The sequence below is a fragment of the Microscilla marina ATCC 23134 genome (genome assembly GCF_000169175.1).
GTDB classification, from domain to species: domain Bacteria; phylum Bacteroidota; class Bacteroidia; order Cytophagales; family Microscillaceae; genus Microscilla; species Microscilla marina.
This window is the reverse complement of sequence record NZ_AAWS01000009.1, coordinates 193949-212636: the sequence shown is the minus strand read 5'-3', so window position 1 is coordinate 212636 and position 18688 is coordinate 193949. Positions and strand designations below refer to the sequence as shown.

General features: G+C 38.9%; 12 protein-coding genes. All 12 read left to right on the top strand.

Annotation, left to right across the window (positions count from 1 at the left end; translation table 11 throughout):
• Nucleotides 1–57 precede the first annotated feature (57 nt).
• The 12 genes from M23134_RS10315 to dptG all read left to right on the top strand — a co-directional run bounded on the left by M23134_RS10315 (nucleotide 58) and on the right by dptG (nucleotide 18682).
• On the top strand, nucleotides 58–552 hold the full coding sequence (locus M23134_RS10315; RefSeq protein ID WP_004155772.1) for a hypothetical protein: 495 nt from the start codon (nucleotides 58–60) through the stop codon (nucleotides 550–552).
• A 442-nt stretch (nucleotides 553–994) separates the two neighbouring features.
• Nucleotides 995–1159: a hypothetical protein gene (locus M23134_RS41040; protein ID WP_157558423.1), complete on the top strand. Its 165-nt coding sequence runs from the start codon at nucleotides 995–997 to the stop codon at nucleotides 1157–1159.
• A gap of 132 nt (nucleotides 1160–1291) precedes the next feature.
• Complete coding sequence (locus M23134_RS10310) at nucleotides 1292–2554, top strand: lanthionine synthetase C family protein (protein WP_004155770.1); 1263 nt, start codon at nucleotides 1292–1294, stop codon at nucleotides 2552–2554.
• 7 nt (nucleotides 2555–2561) lie between these two features.
• A complete protein-coding gene (locus M23134_RS10305) occupies nucleotides 2562–3854 on the top strand; it encodes a serine hydrolase domain-containing protein (protein ID WP_004155769.1) in 1293 nt (430 codons plus the stop codon).
• Nucleotides 3855–3863: 9 nt separating this feature from the next.
• Entirely contained in the window at nucleotides 3864–6758 is a 2895-nt protein-coding gene (locus M23134_RS10300; protein WP_004155768.1) for a triple tyrosine motif-containing protein, read from the top strand.
• A 185-nt stretch (nucleotides 6759–6943) separates the two neighbouring features.
• The gene (locus M23134_RS10295) at nucleotides 6944–7321 is read left to right on the top strand and encodes a hypothetical protein (RefSeq protein ID WP_004155760.1); all 378 of its coding nucleotides are present in this window, start codon (nucleotides 6944–6946) and stop codon (nucleotides 7319–7321) included.
• 80 nt (nucleotides 7322–7401) lie between these two features.
• On the top strand, nucleotides 7402–10677 hold the full coding sequence (locus tag M23134_RS10290; protein WP_004155757.1) for a lantibiotic dehydratase: 3276 nt from the start codon (nucleotides 7402–7404) through the stop codon (nucleotides 10675–10677).
• A gap of 886 nt (nucleotides 10678–11563) precedes the next feature.
• On the top strand, nucleotides 11564–14263 hold the full coding sequence (locus M23134_RS10285; RefSeq protein WP_045113327.1) for an NHL domain-containing protein: 2700 nt from the start codon (nucleotides 11564–11566) through the stop codon (nucleotides 14261–14263).
• 83 nt (nucleotides 14264–14346) lie between these two features.
• On the top strand, nucleotides 14347–14607 hold the full coding sequence (locus M23134_RS10280; RefSeq protein ID WP_004155749.1) for a glycine-rich domain-containing protein: 261 nt from the start codon (nucleotides 14347–14349) through the stop codon (nucleotides 14605–14607).
• A gap of 795 nt (nucleotides 14608–15402) precedes the next feature.
• On the top strand, nucleotides 15403–16410 hold the full coding sequence (dptF, locus tag M23134_RS42475; protein ID WP_004155738.1) for a DNA phosphorothioation-dependent restriction protein DptF: 1008 nt from the start codon (nucleotides 15403–15405) through the stop codon (nucleotides 16408–16410).
• Entirely contained in the window at nucleotides 16395–17192 is a 798-nt protein-coding gene (gene dptF, locus M23134_RS42470; protein ID WP_004155736.1) for a DNA phosphorothioation-dependent restriction protein DptF, read from the top strand. The genes dptF (M23134_RS42475) and dptF (M23134_RS42470) overlap by 16 nt, the downstream gene beginning before the upstream one ends.
• A gap of 2 nt (nucleotides 17193–17194) precedes the next feature.
• Nucleotides 17195–18682, top strand: a complete 1488-nt coding sequence (gene dptG / locus M23134_RS10265; protein ID WP_002704322.1) for a DNA phosphorothioation-dependent restriction protein DptG — start codon at nucleotides 17195–17197, stop codon at nucleotides 18680–18682.
• Nucleotides 18683–18688: the final 6 nt, after the last annotated feature.

The following is an 18688-nucleotide window of genomic DNA, read 5'->3' as shown; positions in this document are numbered from 1 at the left end:
TTCTTTGACTTTGTTGTTAGAGAACCTTGAGAGTTGAATAAAACAAATGCTTCTACTATGGAACAAGAAACTGTGCTCAAATACAACATCTGGAAGCAAATCACTTGGATGTTGTTAGGCTTTGCCCTAATACCCAGCGTGCTTTGGCTACTGAGCTTGTACACCGATCAACTGGGCGGCTGGCAATACGATGCCTGGTGGATGCTTGCCTTGGGGGTGGTATGCGCTGTTTTTGCAGTGTGGCATTCGGGGCGCACAAGTCATCGGTTTGTGCTACGTTCTGAAGGCATCAGCATAGACTATGAGTTGTTTTACTGGCACCACATCAACGAGGCAAGGCTTACCCAACGAGGGCGGGAATTGCCTACCCTTACTCTATACCTTGCCGATGGTGAAACGGTGCCCTACCTGGTGCAACTGAGCGAGGCACAATATGCGGTATTGCTCAAAGCGCTGAAGGCTGGGTTAGGCGATAAGCTTAAGGTGAGCCCAAAGGCACGCAAGGCGCAACGGGTAGAGGTAAATACTAATATTTATCATGATCCTAATTGAGGTACAAAATCCCCTCCCGAACAAGTGCCAGATGCTTCACATGCGTTCAGCATGGCTAGTGTACAGGTCTTCTCGAACGTGTGAGGGAACTGGTGTGAGATCAACGCCAGATACTTCACGTGCGTTCAGTATGACTAAGAAGGGAATATAAAAATAATACAAAAAAGCTTCCTGAGACAAAGTAGGAAGTCAAAAAAAACACTGTAGTTTTACTTGTTTGTTTTTAGAAAAACATAAATGCAAATAGTAAAATATAAATACATTATATAACTATAAAGTTATTAAAGTAGCCTTTAACGCTTTTTAACGTGTAGTATTTGGCTTTAGCTTGCATCGAGGCGTAATATTGCATCATCAATAACAAAGACAAGTGCTGCTCATCGGGCAGTATAGTTGTTACACATTCAACTATATTAAATCATATTTTTAAAATTTTAGTATTATGAATAAGAAGAAAAACAAACTAACCATTAAGTCTAATTGGGCTAAATCTTTAACCTTACGTCCTGAACAAATGAATTACATGAAGGGTAAAGGAGGGGATGAATGTCAGCCTGGAAATACAGATACAGAACCCCCAAGAGGAAGTGCAAATCGCATCTGCTAGATAAAATAAAGTTGGTTTTAATCTCTGTTGATATGAAGCTTGTTACAAAGCTTTACTTCAGCAGAGATAACCTGATTGATGAGTTTAAACAACCTCTTAAAACCTTCTGTGAACCCATAATTTATTGATCTAATGCCATCTTTTGAAAACGTTGCAAAGATAGTTCTTGATAAAATTGCTAGTGATTTGATTGCCACCAATACTTTGGAAATCGATGAAAGAAATGTATACACAGGAAAAACAGGCATTGCCCTTTTCCTTGCTTATTACTATAAATATAGTCAAGATGAAAAATATTTGGAGAAAGTATATCAGATAATGTCAAGTGCCTTAAACGAGATAGATCAAGAAAAAAGTATATCACTTTCTGGAACGTCAGGGATTGGTTGGGTATTACAGCATCTTACCCAATTAGGTGTTTTTTCACAAAAGGAAACGCAAGAATACCTAGCTACCTTGAATCATTTTGTTATGAACTCATTAATTTATGATAAACAGCAGGATAACTATGATCTGATGCACGGCTATATAGGTAAATTAATTTATTTAATATCATCTCACAAACTTTCAAAGCAACCCCAAGTAGTTACCGAATACATTTTGGAATTCATTGATTATTTTCACGAAAAAAGTAAAAAGGAAAATGACCACGCAATTTTTTGGACTCAATCTAATTCTGTAATTAATGGTAAAATTAATAAGGTATGCTTAGGTTTAGCACATGGTATGCCTAGTATTATCAGTTTTTTATGTCTTCTACTGGAAACATTTGACTTACCACAAGAGCGAAAATTTAAGGCTAGCGAACTAATTCAAAAAGCTTGTACTTGGATTTTAAATCAGAGAGGTATTTACGAAGTAAAAAGAGGAGTTTATCCAACTTTTATTCCACCAGATAACACCCAAAAAGAAGGATACTTGGCCTGGTGTTATGGTGATCTGGGTATTGCTATTGCACTGACCAGAGCAGGTAAAACAATTCAAAATAAATTGTTTTATCAAGAAGGAATTAAAATAGCTGTTCTAGCTGCCAAAAGAGATTTGATTACATCAGGTATTTCACAGGATGCTACTAATTTTGATTCTACCATTTGCCACGGGTTATTTGGAATTTTATATCAATTTCATATCCTTTATAAAATGACCCAAGAGCCTATATTTAAATCGACAGTTGAATATTGGCTAAACATTGCTTTGGATAAAACAGACCTTGAATTATCGTTTTGTGGTTTCCAAGCATGCATTAGTCCAAGACAAAACACCTTGAAAGAATGGAGAGATGACCCTACTCTATTGGGAGGAGCTGCTGGAATTGGCTTAGTATTGCTTGACTATTACTTTCCATTAATCAAGCCACCCGAGAACTGGGCAAAAATTTTATTATTAGATATCTAAATGGTTTATGAAAAAAAAATGGATGACTATAATCTTCTTAATAAGTATTTTTTTTGCTGCTAAAGCTCAAAAAACAAAAGAAGATAGTATAAAAATGAATTGGCAAACAGTAAAGGAAATGTTGCTTACATTTTCAAAACGAGTGCCAGAAATAGGAGTGTCCTTTACTTATGTGGTAGATGGAAAAATTTATGATCAAGTGCGTTTAGGGTATGCCAATCGCATAAAAAAAGTGAAAACTAATGGAAGTCTAATTCATCAATGGGGGTCAGTATCTAAACTGGTAACCTCTATTGCTGTGTTTCAATTAATAGAGCAAGGTAGGGTCAAACCAACTGATTTTATTACTCAATATATTCCTGAATTAAAAAAAACTTCTAAAGGTTTTGGCGGCTTCGACTCGGTACGTGTTTATCACTTGATCAATCATAGTACTGGATATGATGGTGGTGTTATTCTTTACAAAAAATTTATAAAAGACCACCCTGAATTCAAAGAAAAAGCAACTTTCTGCTTTGATGATTTAAAACCCTATCTCCATTTATTTAAGTTTATCAGAAAACCAGGAACAAAATACAAATATTCTAATTGGGGATATTCGCTTTTAGGTCTACTGGTAGAAAGAGTGACTGGCAGGAGATTTTCTAGATATGTCAAGAAAAAAATCCTTAAACCATTAGACATGAAGACTGCCTACTTTGGATCAACAAAAACTAGTGAAACACACAAATTAGTCACTAGTTACTATATGCCAAAAGATTCTAGCCAGAAATTAAAAGAAAAACTCCCTACCCATGATCAATGCTTTGGTGAAGCTAATGGAGGTCTGAAAGCAAGTCCATCTGATATGATCAAGTTGATGAATTTTTTTATGGATAAGGGAAGTCCTAGAGAAAAAAAGCGACATTCCAAAGTTCTGAAAAAATCCACAAGGCGAGCCTACCTTACTTTTTCTAACAAAAATAAACTAGACTCTACCAAAGCAGTCTACAAGTACAATCAAAAAAATTTCAAAGAGGGTAAAATAGGGGGCATAACATTTATTAATTTTGTACCTCAGAATGCGGAAATACTAGGGCATGGTGGGCTTATTCACGCATATAGATCAGGTTTCTTTTGGCGTAATAAAAGTAATCGTGGGATCATATGGACACTCAATACTAGAGGTTTTAATGGAGACAAAGTAGCTATTTTTACAGGTATTCTCGATTCTATGCAAGATCGTTTGTTAGGGTTAGACATAGTCCATAAAAGTGACTGGAAATATTACGAAAACCTTTTTGGGAAAAAGAAAAAGTAACTATTTAAAATGATTGATAAATTGTTTCAAACTACTTTTTTATTCTTCGCACTCAATCTAGTTATTGCGGGAGTTATCCAAGCTTCAGCACAATCAAACCTGCAATTTCCTGAAGCTCATTTTAACCAAAGAAAACATAACATTTCTGATAGAGCTGAAGATATACTCATTGATCATCAAGGAAATATCTTGATTGCCATGAGGCGTGGGGTGCAAAAATTTAACGGTAAAAGGTGGAGTAATATTTACATCGGAAAGGATTCACTCAAAGTAAACCCTATATTCACACCAGATATTTACAAGCTCTATCGCTACAAAAAACAAATATTTTTAATAGGGGAAGAAACTATTGGTTACCTGCATCTAAACACGCAAGGTAAATATCTATACAAAGAAATTGCTGATGTTAAAGAAGTTAAGAGTGAATTATACCTCATTCGCCAAGTCGTTACTAGGGATAATCATATTTTATTTTTGGGGATCAAGGGTATTTTGGTGTGGAATACTATTTCTCAGAAAAAAACTATTCAAAGAAATAACTTCAAAACCAACTATGTAACTTATCATAACATTAACCACCAGTTGTACATCCGAGTATACAAACAACCAACTCAGATTGTAGATACTACAAGTTTTAGTTGGCGTACTACTCAACGTTACCCTTTTATTAAGGAGACTTTTCCTCGGCATATTTTTCAGTTAAAAGACAAAAGGTTATTAGTGGTGAGTCAAAAGAGAGAGATGCTAGTAAGAAGTACTGAAGGGGACTTCAAATCACTTGATTCTGAACTCAACAATATTTGCAAAAAGGAACAGGAATTCTATGTACAACAGCGGAAAAACCAACTGTTTATCAAAGCTGGTAAACATTTTATTATATATGACTTTTTTCGCAAGAAAATATTATATCTGAGAACATTTCGTGCTGAAATATCCAGTTTTACTCTTACACCTCAAAATAACCTTTGGGTAGCTACTCTAAATGATGGAGTGTATTTTATAGAAACTAATGCTAATTACAAAAAACGGGAAATTCAACAAATCAACGAAAGAAGTTACAAATTTGGGGACATACAAATTAAAGTAGATAATCTACTATATGTCAATATTACTACTTCTGATTGGCAAAAAAAGTATAAACTACCTGCGATTTACAAGATAAAATTATTAAACAAAAAAATTTTTTTCTTGACAACTAATGGTTTCTACAGGTTCAATGAAAAACGACAAGAATTAATCAAAGAATCTAATAAAAGTACTCAATATCTACTGCTCTCAAGCATAAATCCTAATATTTATTATCAATTTACTGGCAATTCTTTTTTAATTTTAGAAGAGCAAAGCAAAGGATTTAAAACTTTGGATAGTCTTTCTTTGAAAGCATTCATTCGTGGGGTTGTCGAAAAAAATGGAAACCTTTGGGCTAGGGCTGGAAGGTTTGGCATTACAAGAATAGCTTTGTACCCTGACGGTAAAGCAGTAAAATATACAAAAGCCTATCTAAGGATTAAAAAACCTGAATATGCAAGCTTTGTACCTTTTAAGTTTAGAGATAAAGTTTGTTTTCATAATACAGCAGGTATCTATTACTATGATGAGTTAAAAGATAGTGTTCTACGTTATACAATTCATTATAAAGATAACCAACAAAAACCTACCATCAGCAATCCATTTATCCAACATTACACATTTTTACATCCCATCAATAATGATTCTATACTTGTTACGCCTGGCGTAAGTGAAAAATACAATACTCCTGGTATCCTCATTTATAAAAACAATGGATTTAACTGGCATAACACATCATTCAGAAGAATGCCTAGATATAGATATGAACACTTAAGAAAACTAAACAAGGATACTTTCCAATTATTTACAAACCATAATATATATGAAATTTACCCTAGCAAAAAAGTAAACATCGATTATGCCTTTAAAACCTATCTCAGGAGCGTCCAGGTAAAAGTCAAACAAACAGACAGCACCAGTGGCAAAGAGGCTTTGGTAGACTCTAGCATTTATTATGGCAACCTTGCCAATCCACCCTCAGTTACTTTGCTCTACCCCCACAACACCCTCACTTTTACCTACGCCAGCGATAGCTGGGCGGCTTATGAGCGTAATTTGTACAGTTACCAGCTCATTGGGCTTGACGACAATTGGTCGGACTGGAGTACTGAGCAAAAGAAAGAATATACTCACCTGCGCGAGGGTACTTATACTTTTAAGGTGCGTTGTAAAAACATCTATAGCACCATTAGCTCGGTAGATAGTTATACCTTTACCATACTCCCGCCCTGGCACCGCACTGCCTGGGCTTATGCTTTGTATGTACTCGCCGGGCTTGCTTTGCTCATTGGGGGTAGTTATGGTTATAGCCGTTATCGTAGCCGTAAACTCTACCTGCGTAATCAACATCTGGAACTGGTAGTGGCAGAGCGTACCGAAGAAATAAAAGTACAAAAGGAAACCATAGAAATTGCCAACGAAGAACTTACCAAGGCAAACCAGCGCCTGCGTGAAGAAAGGGATGAAAAAGTAAAGATTTATATGCAAGAAGCCACCGAAGCTGCCAACAAACTGCAAAAGGTGCGTAATACGCTCAACGAGAAAGGCATAGAGGCAGTAAAGCGGATGATTGGCAACGAAATAGAAGGAGTAGACGAGTTTGCCATTGTGCGGGAAAAGGTTCATCAGGAGTTTCCGGCCTTTGCCGAAACCATAGACCAAGCTTTTATTGATAAGAAAGTAACCAAATTGGTGTGGCAAGTGGGGCATTGCCTTAAATTGGGGATGTCGCCCATGGAAACGGGCGAGACACTATCTATTAGCAATCGTTCGGTGTCGGTGCATGGCACCAAGTTGCGCAAACTGGGAATATTGGAGCCTATCAAGAAAGCATAGCTTTTTAATTACGAATGGGTCAATTACGAATTACGAATGGGCTCGCGCATCACTGAATCTTTACAGGGTTGTTGGTTACAAAAATCTATTCTATGTAAGCTAACGACGAATTGAGTTTGCTCAACCAGAGGACAATTCAACTATAATACAACGTAACTATCACTATAAAATAAAGAGGGAAAAATATGTCGTTAAACGCCGCTTATACACCCGTTCAAGAATGGACGGATAGCATTGTAAGGTTGTATGAAATAAAAGAGGCACTGGAAAAAAATGAGGTAGAACAAGCCAAGACTTTAGTAGAAGCTGAAATAAACTCGAAAGGCAAATTTGTTGCGGTACAACAAAGGGTTCAAAGACTTTACCCTGAGTTTGTAACCACCATAGGCGAGATGCTTGACCAGGGTAAAATCAGTAAACTAATGTGGCAAATTGGCTACTGCCTTCAACTAAATATGACTCCACTCGAAACTTCCAAAATACTCCGAACTACTAATCGGTCGGTGTCGGTGATGGCTTGTAAGCTGCGCAAGTTGGGGGTACTGGAGGCGGTGAAGAAGTAGCCTTAAGAATTACGAACAGACTCGAAGCAACTATGGTCTACCAACTACAGACTCTGGACTACCAACTAAAAAACTAACCAATGAATACATTCGAACCAGGTAATTTTTATGTATTGCGTACTCCATTGTTGGAGCGCAGCTATTTGAAGCCTCCGGTGGGAGTTGCCCAAGGCATAGAGCAGGTGCGCCAACACCTACAAGCTATGTATGCCTTGCCCGCCTTGCAACAAGCCTTGTACATTGCCTCGCCCAATTTGTTTGCTCAGTTAGACCGTTGGCATACTTTAGTAGCACTGCCTGCCCCCAACAAAAAACAAAGCAAAGACTTGCAAAACCTGGAGCAAAAACTATGGATGTTTTTGGCAAGGGCGGCGTATCGTTGTACCCCCTTTGGCACTTTTGCTGCCGTAACTGCGGGTGAGTTTCGTTTGCAAAGACACAGCAGCCTAGCCCTGGATGGGCTTGGTCCCATGCGTACCTCGTCAAGGCTGGATATGGTGTATTTGCTGAGGCTCAGGGCGGCACTAGAGGCAGATACAGAGGTAAGGGAGCAATTGCTTTACTTTCCTAACAATACGCTCTACTGCAACGGTGACGATATGTTATGTTCGTTTTTTGATGAGCAAACCTTGCAACACGTAGCCTCGTCGAAGGAGTTTAATGAAGTGGCTTGGGAGCTGTTTGCCACTTGCCGTCAGGCGGGGGGAATGCGCATACAAGAAATGATTGCCCACTTGATGACAGACCCCGACTTGACCGAAGCAGATTGCTACGAGTTTGTGGAGTATTTGATTAACCATCATTTGCTTATTTCTGAACTGTACCCCAGTCTCAATGGTGCCGAATACCTGGAGCAATTGCACACTAGGGTAAAACAAATACCTGCCGCTCAGGAGTACCTCGATATTATTGAGCACATTCGTAGGCAACTGGCGCTGATTGATGCCACCCCTGACCCTGCCCAAAGCCTGGGGCTTTATCAACAATTGGCAGGCTATCTGAGTGCTCAGCCTTTTTATCAGGCACAAGAGACAGCTATCACTGCCCACCCCAACGAAAAAACTGCGTCTAAAAAAGAACTTATTCAAGTAGATGCTTTTAGGGATGAAAATGGGCAAGCACTGAGCAAAACCGTGCCCCGCCACCTGGTGCGCCAAATAGCCACTTTGATAGACAATGTAGGGGAAGTACCCACAACAAAAGCAGACCTTACCTCCTTTGCCCAGGCTTTTTTTAAACGATATGAAAACGAAGCGGTACCCTTGTTGCTGGCAATGGACGAGGTAACCGGGGTGGGTTATCCTTGTGGCAAACGGGTAGCAGCGCTACCTACCTATTTGCAGGAATTGGGTGTAGTGATTGGCGAAGGTGGGGCAATGCCCCAAGTTGCTGACCCCAAAACTGGACAGACCTCAGCGCTGGATTCCTTGTTGGAACAAAAATATGTAGAAGCTTTGCAAAAGGGCTTGACTGAAATACGCTTGAGCAAAGTCGAAATACAAGGTCTAAAAGCAAGCAAACCCAAGGCAAAAGAAAAACAAGCACCACCGCTTCCTCCGGCAATGATGGCGATGGGTAAGCTACTCTACCAAACGCCTGACGACCTGGAACACAATCCCAAACAAGGTAACCCGCGCAACTTTCGCTTTCAGTTGTACCACGCCAGTGGTCCCGTGGTGGGCAATTTGTTGGGGCGGTTTTGCTACGGCAGCCCCTTGCTAAAGGAAAAGCTCAGTGCCACCCTTGCCCAGGTAGAACCTGATAATGATCACCTGGTATACGCCGAAGTAGATCACTTGCCAGGGCAACGGGTGGGCAATGTAATCATTCGCCCCAGGTTGCGTGACTATAGCATTGCCTTGGGCGGTGCCAATACCAACGATGCTCACCAAATACCCGTGACTGACTTGTGGTTGAGTACCCAAGAGGGCGGCAAACGTTTGGTGTTACACTCGCGGCGCCTGGGCAAACAAGTGGTGCCCCGGATGAGCAATGCCCATAACTACGCCCACAATGCCCACCCCCTCTATAAGTTTTTGTGCGACTTGCAATACCAGGAAGAGTACCGCCAGCTGCCCCCGTTCTTTAAGGTGCAGCGCTGGCAGCAAAGGAGTTATTTGCCCCGCCTGGTGTATGATGATAACTTGATTTTATCGCCCAGGCAGTGGCGGGTGAGCCGTCAGCTATTAGAAGCAGTTCAATTACAAAAAAAGGAAGACCTGCATACCACCATTAGTACCTGGACATACAAAATAGAAAGACTGAGGCAACAATTGCGTTTGCCCCAAACGGTGCTGCTGGTAGAAGCGGATAATAAACTCTATATTGATTTTGCCAACCCCTTGAGTGTGGGAGTGTTTTTGCAAAAGGTGTTTGTGGGTAAAGAAGTCGTTCTGGAGGAAGTAATAGAAGAGCACGTGCCCAGTCAATCCTATAGCAATGAATTGATCTTTCCGATCACTAATACGGTCCCACCAATCCACAAGCAAACACAGGGGCTTGCTGCCCAAACCTTGCCTCAAAGTATACAAAAGAACTTTGCCTTGGGCAGTGAATGGGTATATTTTAAAATTTACCTGGGTGCCTTGGGCAGTGACCGACTAATTGTAGAAGACCTCTACCCTCTCAGCAAAGAATTAAAAGATTCGGAGCACATTGATCAGTGGTTTTTTATTCGCTATACCGATCCGGACTACGGTCCCCACTTGCGTTGGCGGCTGCACTTGTGCCATCACCCCAAAGAGTTGGGTGAAGTGGTACAAGTATTTTCGCAAAAACTGCTGGCTCTAAAGCAACAGGGGAAAATTATCCACTATGTACCCGATACCTACCAACGTGAACTCAACCGCTACTTGCCTTACAACATTGCCCTGAGCGAAAAATGGTTTGCCCTGGACAGTGACTTTGTAGGGCACATTTTAGAACTGCTCGCTCAGGATGAAACTGCCACCGATGCACTCAAATCGGCGCTTGCCATCAAACGCATCAAAGCCTTATTGGATGCTTTTGATTTGCCCAAAGAAACCCGCGAAAAGATTATCCACCAAGGTAGGGTAAACTTTAGCCGGGAGTTTGGTTTTGATACCCACCCCCAGGCACAACGCCTCAAAAAAGCCCTGGCAAAGCACACACTGCCTCCCTGGTTACCTCCGGCTTACCGCCTACTGTTTGATCAACTTACCGAACAGGAAGTGCCCCTTGCCCAACAAATAAAAGCCAACCTGCAACAACACGGGGCAAACGAGGCTCAACTCTGCTCGTTGCTGAGTAGCTACATCCACATGTTTAATAACCGCCTTTTTGTCGGTGGACAAAGGCTGGAAGAGATGTGGGGGTATTGGAAGTTGGAAGGATAAAATAAGCAGCTGATGCTTTGCTTCTTATCTTTTTTCTTTCTGCCCTTGCATTACCGACCTTGCAAGCTTGCCAAATTGTCCCTGAACCTTGCCAGGTTGTCAAGCTTACCTCGCCAAACTGTCCTCGAACCTTGCCAAATTAGCATGCTTAGCTTGACAATTTGGCATCATAATGAGTCACTTATATAACTGATGTTACGCAGTAATTTCCAAGTCTGCTTATTTATATTGTTTGATAGCTTTATTGCTTTATGGTTGCGCGATGCGTAGCCCAATCATTTAGCAATAAAGCCATATAACCATTAAAATAAGTAGGTCTGCGTAACTTCAGTTATATAAGTCAACTAATGTGATCTATAGATAGTTAGATACAGGTTTTTCTTTTTTATTTAAAGTTTTTTTCATTGGTGGAAAACAACTTTTTAAATACCCCTCGATAACATAATTGTATTATCAAGAGAAGTAACAAATTCCAGATAGGTGAAAAAATGACAATATGCATCACTCCATTTTTACTCACTTTGCTACGTTAAAGACAGTGAACAACAGTTTAGTTTGACTGTAGGCGTCAAATTCCTTCATAAAATCTCCTGCTATTGCACATATTTTCGTTAATTTTGTAGCATTCAGAACAATCATAACACAATAACTTCTCTATAAAGCACAATTATAAAAATGCTGTTTTTGTTAATTACTCTGTTTTTAATAAAGTGATATAAATCAGAGGGCTAACTCTGAAACTCACATTTATAGGCAAGTAGCTAATAAAGTTCCTTTTGTGACGATTAATTTATCAAGTGAATCAGACATTGCCAAATAATTAAAATCAAGTGAATAAAACTTCTTTGCAATAAAGGATGTCTGTTCTATTTTAAATCAGGTTTTTATGAAACAAATTTTTAATTTAGGTTTACTCCTATTACTCATACCATGGTTATTTTCTCAACCAACTTCTGCACAAAACGCTTACAATATTGCTGACTTTGCAAGTGCAAGGTCGTTAGGTGGTGGATATGAAGGGGATGGCGGACCAGCATTGAATGCCAAATTTACATCGACGCATAAAATGGCATCAGATGCTCAAGGTAATATTTATGTAACAGAACGATTACGTGTACGTCGCATAGATGCTGCAACCAATATCATTACTACAGTAGCAGGAGATGGGTCAGGTTCCCCTGATACACCCACACCGTTTGAAGTGCTTGATTTAGCATTAGATGATGCAGGTAATTTATACATGGCCAACAGTAGGGGCAATCAAGTGTTACGCCTAAATCGTACTACGGGTGTTATCACACCTGTGGCAGGTACTGGAGTGGCAGGTTTTGCTGGTGATGGTGGACTTGCTACTCAAGCTCAATTAGTCGGTCCTAAAGCTATTGCTCTAGATGCTACAAATAACCTCTACATTGTAGATGGTACTCGGATTCGAAAAGTAGATGCGGTGACGGGTATCATTACCACTATAGCAGGTTCAGGTAGGCTACGCACCGATGGAGTGCCAGCTTTAGAGGCTAGTCTTGCACTTATACATGATTTGGCGCTGGATGCTATAGGTAATATTTATGTGGTTGAAGTTTTGAAGCATAGGATACGAAAAATAGATGCACAAACTAATATCATTACCACAGTAGCTGGTAGCGCGCAACAGACAAGCAACAACCCTATTGGACCTGCAACTCAGGTCAAATTGAAACTTCCACATGGAGTAGATGTTGATGCTGAGGGCAATATATACATAGTAGATTATTATTATGCAAGAAAAGTAGATGCAGTGACTGGTATGATGTACCCCATAGCAGGACAGCTGTTTACTTTATCAGAACCAATTAATGGGAATGCCACTAAGACTGATTTTTCAATGGGAATGGCAGTGTTAGTTAAAAACAGCAAAGAAGTATATGTAGCAGAACGACACTGGATTCGAAAGCTTACTTCCTTTTATACCGATGGCTTGATTGTAGCCGATCATATAGAAGCAATGGCAGGCAATACGGTAAAAGTACCCGTAAGAGCCAAAGATTTAAGTGCTTTGGCGGGTGTTCAATTTGATATCAACATTCCTTCGGACAAGGCAAGTTTTGTAGGTTTGACCAACATCAACAGCAAGTTGACTGATTTTGGAACAGACAACTACAACGAAGTATCGGCTGGTAAAGTAAGAGTGCTTTGGGCAAATGCTTCTATGCAAGAGCAAACTTTTCAAAACAATGAAGTTTTGTTTGAAATAGAGCTCAACATTCCAGGAAATGCTACTACAGGCGACAAGTTCTTCCTCACTTTTGATGGCTCTATTGTGGTTGATCAAGAGGCGAAGACATTGAAAGTAGGGCATAAAACAGGTAGCGTACAAATAGTGGCTTCATCGAGCATTACAGGACTTTTTAAAACACCTGTCGGACAACCCATTAAGGGGGCTTCTATGACCTTGAGCAGGACTGCCGGAATTTTTGATACACACAACGCTACTGATAGTGGGACTTATATTATCAACGGTTTGGTACCTGGTAATAATTATCAGCTTGTGCCTAACAAACCTGCCAATAAAATAGACAACGGGGTAGATGTAGGGGATGTTATAGCAGTACGTCGCCACATTTTGCAAAAAGAGTTGCTTAACTCACCTTACAAGCTCATTGCAGCAGATATAGACTTATCTAAAAGCATTAATGTAGCAGATATTTTATTAATGAGAAGAGCTATTTTAGGGATGCCAGTACCTTTGTTGGTTACTTGGTGCTTTATACCTGAGAGCTTTACTTTTACTGACCCTACCAACCCTTGGAATCCTTCTTTTGTAGATTCGTATATTTTTACTGCTACCAGTACTCAAGCAACACAAGATTTTATTGGAGTAAAACTGGGTGATGTAAATTACAATGCTACACCGACCTTAAGAACCTCCACCCAAGCAGTGGAATTAAACACACCAGCTGTAGAGGTAATAAATGGTGATGTGATTCGGATTCCTGTGGCGGTAGGGGCTAATTATAACCAAATAGCAGGTTTCCAAGGTTCATTAGAGTTTGACCCAAAAGTGTTGCAATACCAAGGCGTAGAAGCCGCAGCTTTGTCCATCAACGCGAGCCAGCACTTCAATACTGCTAATGCAAGGCAAGGGGTGATCTCTTTCCTGTATGACCATCCACAAGGTGAGGCTAATAGTTTTGAAAACGGGCAAATATTGTATTACCTTACTTTTAAAGCAATAGGCAATGCAGGGCAATCTGCTGCCATCAAACTTACAAGTAGCCAAACTAAAGCCACAGCTTATAGTCAAGCATTCAAAGGCACCTCAGGGCTAATTTTAAGCGCAGGTGAGGTAAAGCTGATAGAGCCAGTAGTAACTATATTTCCTAACCCTGCCAAAAACTTCAATGTACAGTTTGGTGTAACCATTGATGAGAGTAAAGTAAACTTTATCTTGAAAGACCAACAAGGTAAAATCGTGGACTCACGCGAAACTAATTTTGCCAAGGGGCAGCACACCATAAGTTTTGAGCCCAATGTGATCGCAGGGAATTACTTCTTGACTATTGAGTATAATCAACACAAAATCACTAAAAAAGTGATGATTAAATAACCGTAGCCGATAATAAAATACAAATCCCGTTTTTCAAGAATGCTTGAAAACGGGATTTTTTGTTTTAGGTACCTAATAAAGTTATGGATCAAATGTGGCATTATCATATACTGGATACCCTGGCTTATCATCAGGATTGTGAGAAGGTTTTTGGAGGGTACATGCACCATTACCCCTACTTTGGGATGAGAGGCTCACAAGATGCCCAGAATTTAGCGGATGTTTTTGAAAAAACTAAAGATTTGTACCTTGAGTTATTTGATGAAGAAATGGTTCGAGAGGATCAAAATAAATGCTGGCATGATTGTCAAAACCGTTGTTGGCAGGCCTGTTCTTCAAAGTAGATTTTTTTAGAAAAGCTGCTAAGTTTTTTGGGTAAGAAGGTGTTCTATTGATAGGTTATTTTTTGCAAGGCTTACAATAAACACGATTCTTTATAAATGGGTGTTTGTGAACTCTCTTGAGTTGTACCATTACACCTGAGCAAATTGTTCTCTTTAAGCCACAATTTGCTCGGAAGTAGTATTGGAAGTTGAAAGGATAAAATAAGCTGAGCGCTGTACTTCTTTTCTTGCTTGCTGGTGTTGCAGGCTTGCCAGGTTGTCAAGCTTACCTCGCCAAACTGTCCTCGAACCTTGCCAAATTAGCATGCTTAGCTTGACAATTTGGCATCATAATGAGTCACTTATATAAGTCAACTAATGTGAATCTATAGTGTAGCTTAGATAGAGGATTTTTCTTTTTTATTTAGTAGGTAGCTGCCTAACCCAGGACTTACCCCTGTTTCGCCCACACAGGCGCAACACGCGCCAAAGAAAAACGGGTGGAGCAAGGGTTTATTACAGGTTGATTTTGAAGGTGTTGGGGCGGGGTTTGGTTTATGACTCCTCATTAATACCGATTACTCTTTATCATTCCACACAAGTTATTTACAAACCCAATGAGACATTGAAGGTTGTTCTTAATATCTAAAAACTTACTAAAAGCCTTTTTTACTGTTTTGTTTCCTTCTATTTGCAAGTTTAATACCTACCTTTTCTAAGTAAAAAATTTGAAACCTCAGATTTTTACGCTAAAATTGAACAATCCATTCATAACTCGTCGGTATACTATACTGTTTTATCCTTTGTTTTTAGACAATGCACAACCCTAAAGAACATCAGTGCCTAAAGCCTATCTTGGGAAATCTACAAGAAGCTTCACGCGAAGCTGTTGTGGATGGTTCTCAGGTATTACAAGAAAATGGCTTTAAAAAATATTTTCACGTCAAACGCCCCATTCAAGAAGAACTTGAAGCAATTATTAAAACTGCCAACAAGGGTAAACAACTTGTACTAGTTTGTGGCAATGTAGGAGATGGTAAGTCTCATTTGCTATCTTTATTGCATCAACAGTGTCCAGATGCGATGAAAAACTTTACTGTACATAATGATGCTACTGAAAGCAATAACCCTAAAGAAACTTACCTGGATACTCTAGAAAAACTACTGCATAACTTCAAAGATGAAAACTTACAAGACCAAGTCACGGATAAAATCATTTTGGCGGTTAACCTTGGAACTTTGACAAACTTTCTTGCCGAAAGAGGAACCAACTTTGGACAACTACAAGCATACGTAAAACAAAATAATATACTGGATACTGATACCGAGAAAGACACTAAGAAAGTTTCGGATGTGTTTTCTCATGTAAACTTTGCAGACTACCACCTATATGAACTGACCGAGCAAGGAGCCAACTCTGAGGTTATTTTATCTCTGTTCAAACGACTTACTCAGAACACCCCCACCAACCCTGTTTGGGCAAGTTATCAAAACCACTGTGTGAGCTGTGAACTAGCTGAAAAATGCCCCATCAAGTTCAATTATGAGTTTGTGATGGAAAAACAGGTACAAGAAAAACTCACTCACTTGCTTATCAAATGTATTGTGCAATACAAACACTTGATATCGGTAAGGGCACTACTTAATTTTTTACACGACTTAGTTGTTCCGTTAGAGCTTGCCCCACTGAGCACAGCCGAGGTATACACCAAAGTAAAACGTTATCAGGTAAAAACGTTTATCAATAATATACATCCCAACTACTTGTTTGAACATCCAGACTATCAGCCATTTACAAACATTTACACTTGCTTGACCCAGTAAATGAACGTAAAGAAGACTTGGATCAAACCATTATTCAACTAATTACAACAGACAAAGTAAAAGATACATTTGAAAGAGAGGCAGGCTTGCCTAAGGAAAACTCTTTTTTTCATAGATTTTTAACTGAGGGGTTTCAAGATAAAACGCACAAAAAAAGTAATTACACGCTACTTATTAATCTTTTTACTCGTTGGCATTACTTCAAGACCAATCAGCAAAATGAGGTATTGGGAAATCAAATATATCAAAAATACTTACAAAGCCTTTATTACTTTAATAGTGAGGCTACCCCAGAAAGTGCTCCCTACCAACAACTATATAAAGACATAAAAGAAGCTATTTATAGGTGGAACGGCAATGCTTTTCAAGCAGACATGGTCAATGTATTTATTGGTCATAAACAAGATACATATAAGATAAGTCAGCGTCTTAAGCTTAAACCAAAGGTTCACCCTCGTGATATTTCAGTTCCTCAAAAAAACCTCAAAAAATTTAAAGACATAATTACCCTATACTATGGCGTAGAGGGCAACCCAGAAGAAAGCTTAGAGATATCAATAGATTATGAATTGTACCAACTTTTGCAAAAAGTAATCAAAGGATACCGCCCTAACAAGCTTGATAAGAGTAATCATATCAACTTTGTGCATATCGTAGATAAAATCATTGGTCTAAACAGTCAAAACACGCCACTCATATTCCATGAAAATAATGGTAAATCAAAGAATGGTTATCGTTTAAGCAAAGACGATTTTGGTAAGTACCAATTTGAAAAAATATAGCTATGGACTTTGAAATAAAAACTAAAGAATTAGAGAATAACTATCTGAAAGACAGAAAAGGAAAGAAAGAGTTTAGGCACACTACTAACAAAAATTTCAAGCTACTTCCTTTTGTAACCAACGATAGTAAAATTAGAGGAGAAAAAAACAGTGTTAAAAAAGACCTTACGGCTTTTCAGGGCATTGCTAGTGAGTGTTATCGGATGATCCATAATCAAGAAAAGCCCGATAAAAAGCTACTATATAAAGAAGAAATCATCGACAAGGTTTTAACTAAATCACAAGTAAAGGCTGAAGATAAGCCACAAATAGAAACTATACTTAATAAAGTGGCTTTTGATACTCAGGGTAACCTGTTTATATTCGATGAACGTATTTTTTCATACATCAACTTTCAAAAACCAACTGGGATTCTTGAAAATATAAGCTTGTTTTTTTACACTATATTTTTTGATGAAAAATTAAAAAGTAAAGCCTCAAAAAAAACGAGTCAAAAATCGGTAAGCAATATTTATTACCAACTTATACTGAGCAGTTTACCCGAAGTAAAATCCAATAAAAATAACCATAAAGGCTTTGATATTTATCAGAATTTTGTACCTGAAATTACAGAGATGTTCCGCCAGGATTTAGCCTTTATGTTGGAAGATAAAAGTTTTTTCATTGCTTATTTTCCTTTGCTCATTAAGTATTACTACTTTAACTATTTAAAGCAGCTCACGCTCAGCCTAAATCATTTTTTTGATGACTTTAATCAAAGTATATTTTTTACTTTGGAATGGGAAACCTTATCTAAGTCTAGAATAAGCCATCAAAATGGCTGGAGTTTATTTGAAAGCAAGGCTCGTAATATCTTTTCCTTTGTAAATTTCTTTGAGCTTATTAGTTATATTGAATACAAAGGGGAATCATTTTTTAAAGGCAACTTTCAGCAGATAAAAGTTAAAATAGAAGCACTTGATTCCGCTGAACAAACAGAACTTACCCAGAAGCTTGAAGAAATCACCCAATTCTATCAACAAAAAATGGAAGCCCATATGGATAAACCTTTTAGACCAGGGAGCAGTTGGGCAGATTTTGAACAAACATACCAGCCTCGTTATAGCCTGGCTGATGCACCTGTACACCATCACCTCCATAAGTTATGGACAGCCATTGACTATCAATTTATCCATAGTGAAAGGGATAGTCCTTATAGTAGGTATCAAGCTTGGATCACAGAATTTTGTAAGCTGAACTTTGTTCGCAACCGTGGGCGTTTGGGGCAGTCCTTAAGCCTTGACCAACACACTTTGTTGTTTATTACTAAACTTTGTCTGGGAAAACATCCAAAAATAAGGCTTAAAAATCTATGGGTTGAATATAATAAGCGAGGACTTTTTTTTGACCCAAGCAGTCAAAAAGAAATTGTTAAGTTGTTTGAAAAAATCAATCTTTTGGAGAAAAAAAGTGACAGTGGGGATGCCCAATATGTAAAGACCATACAATAAGAAGCT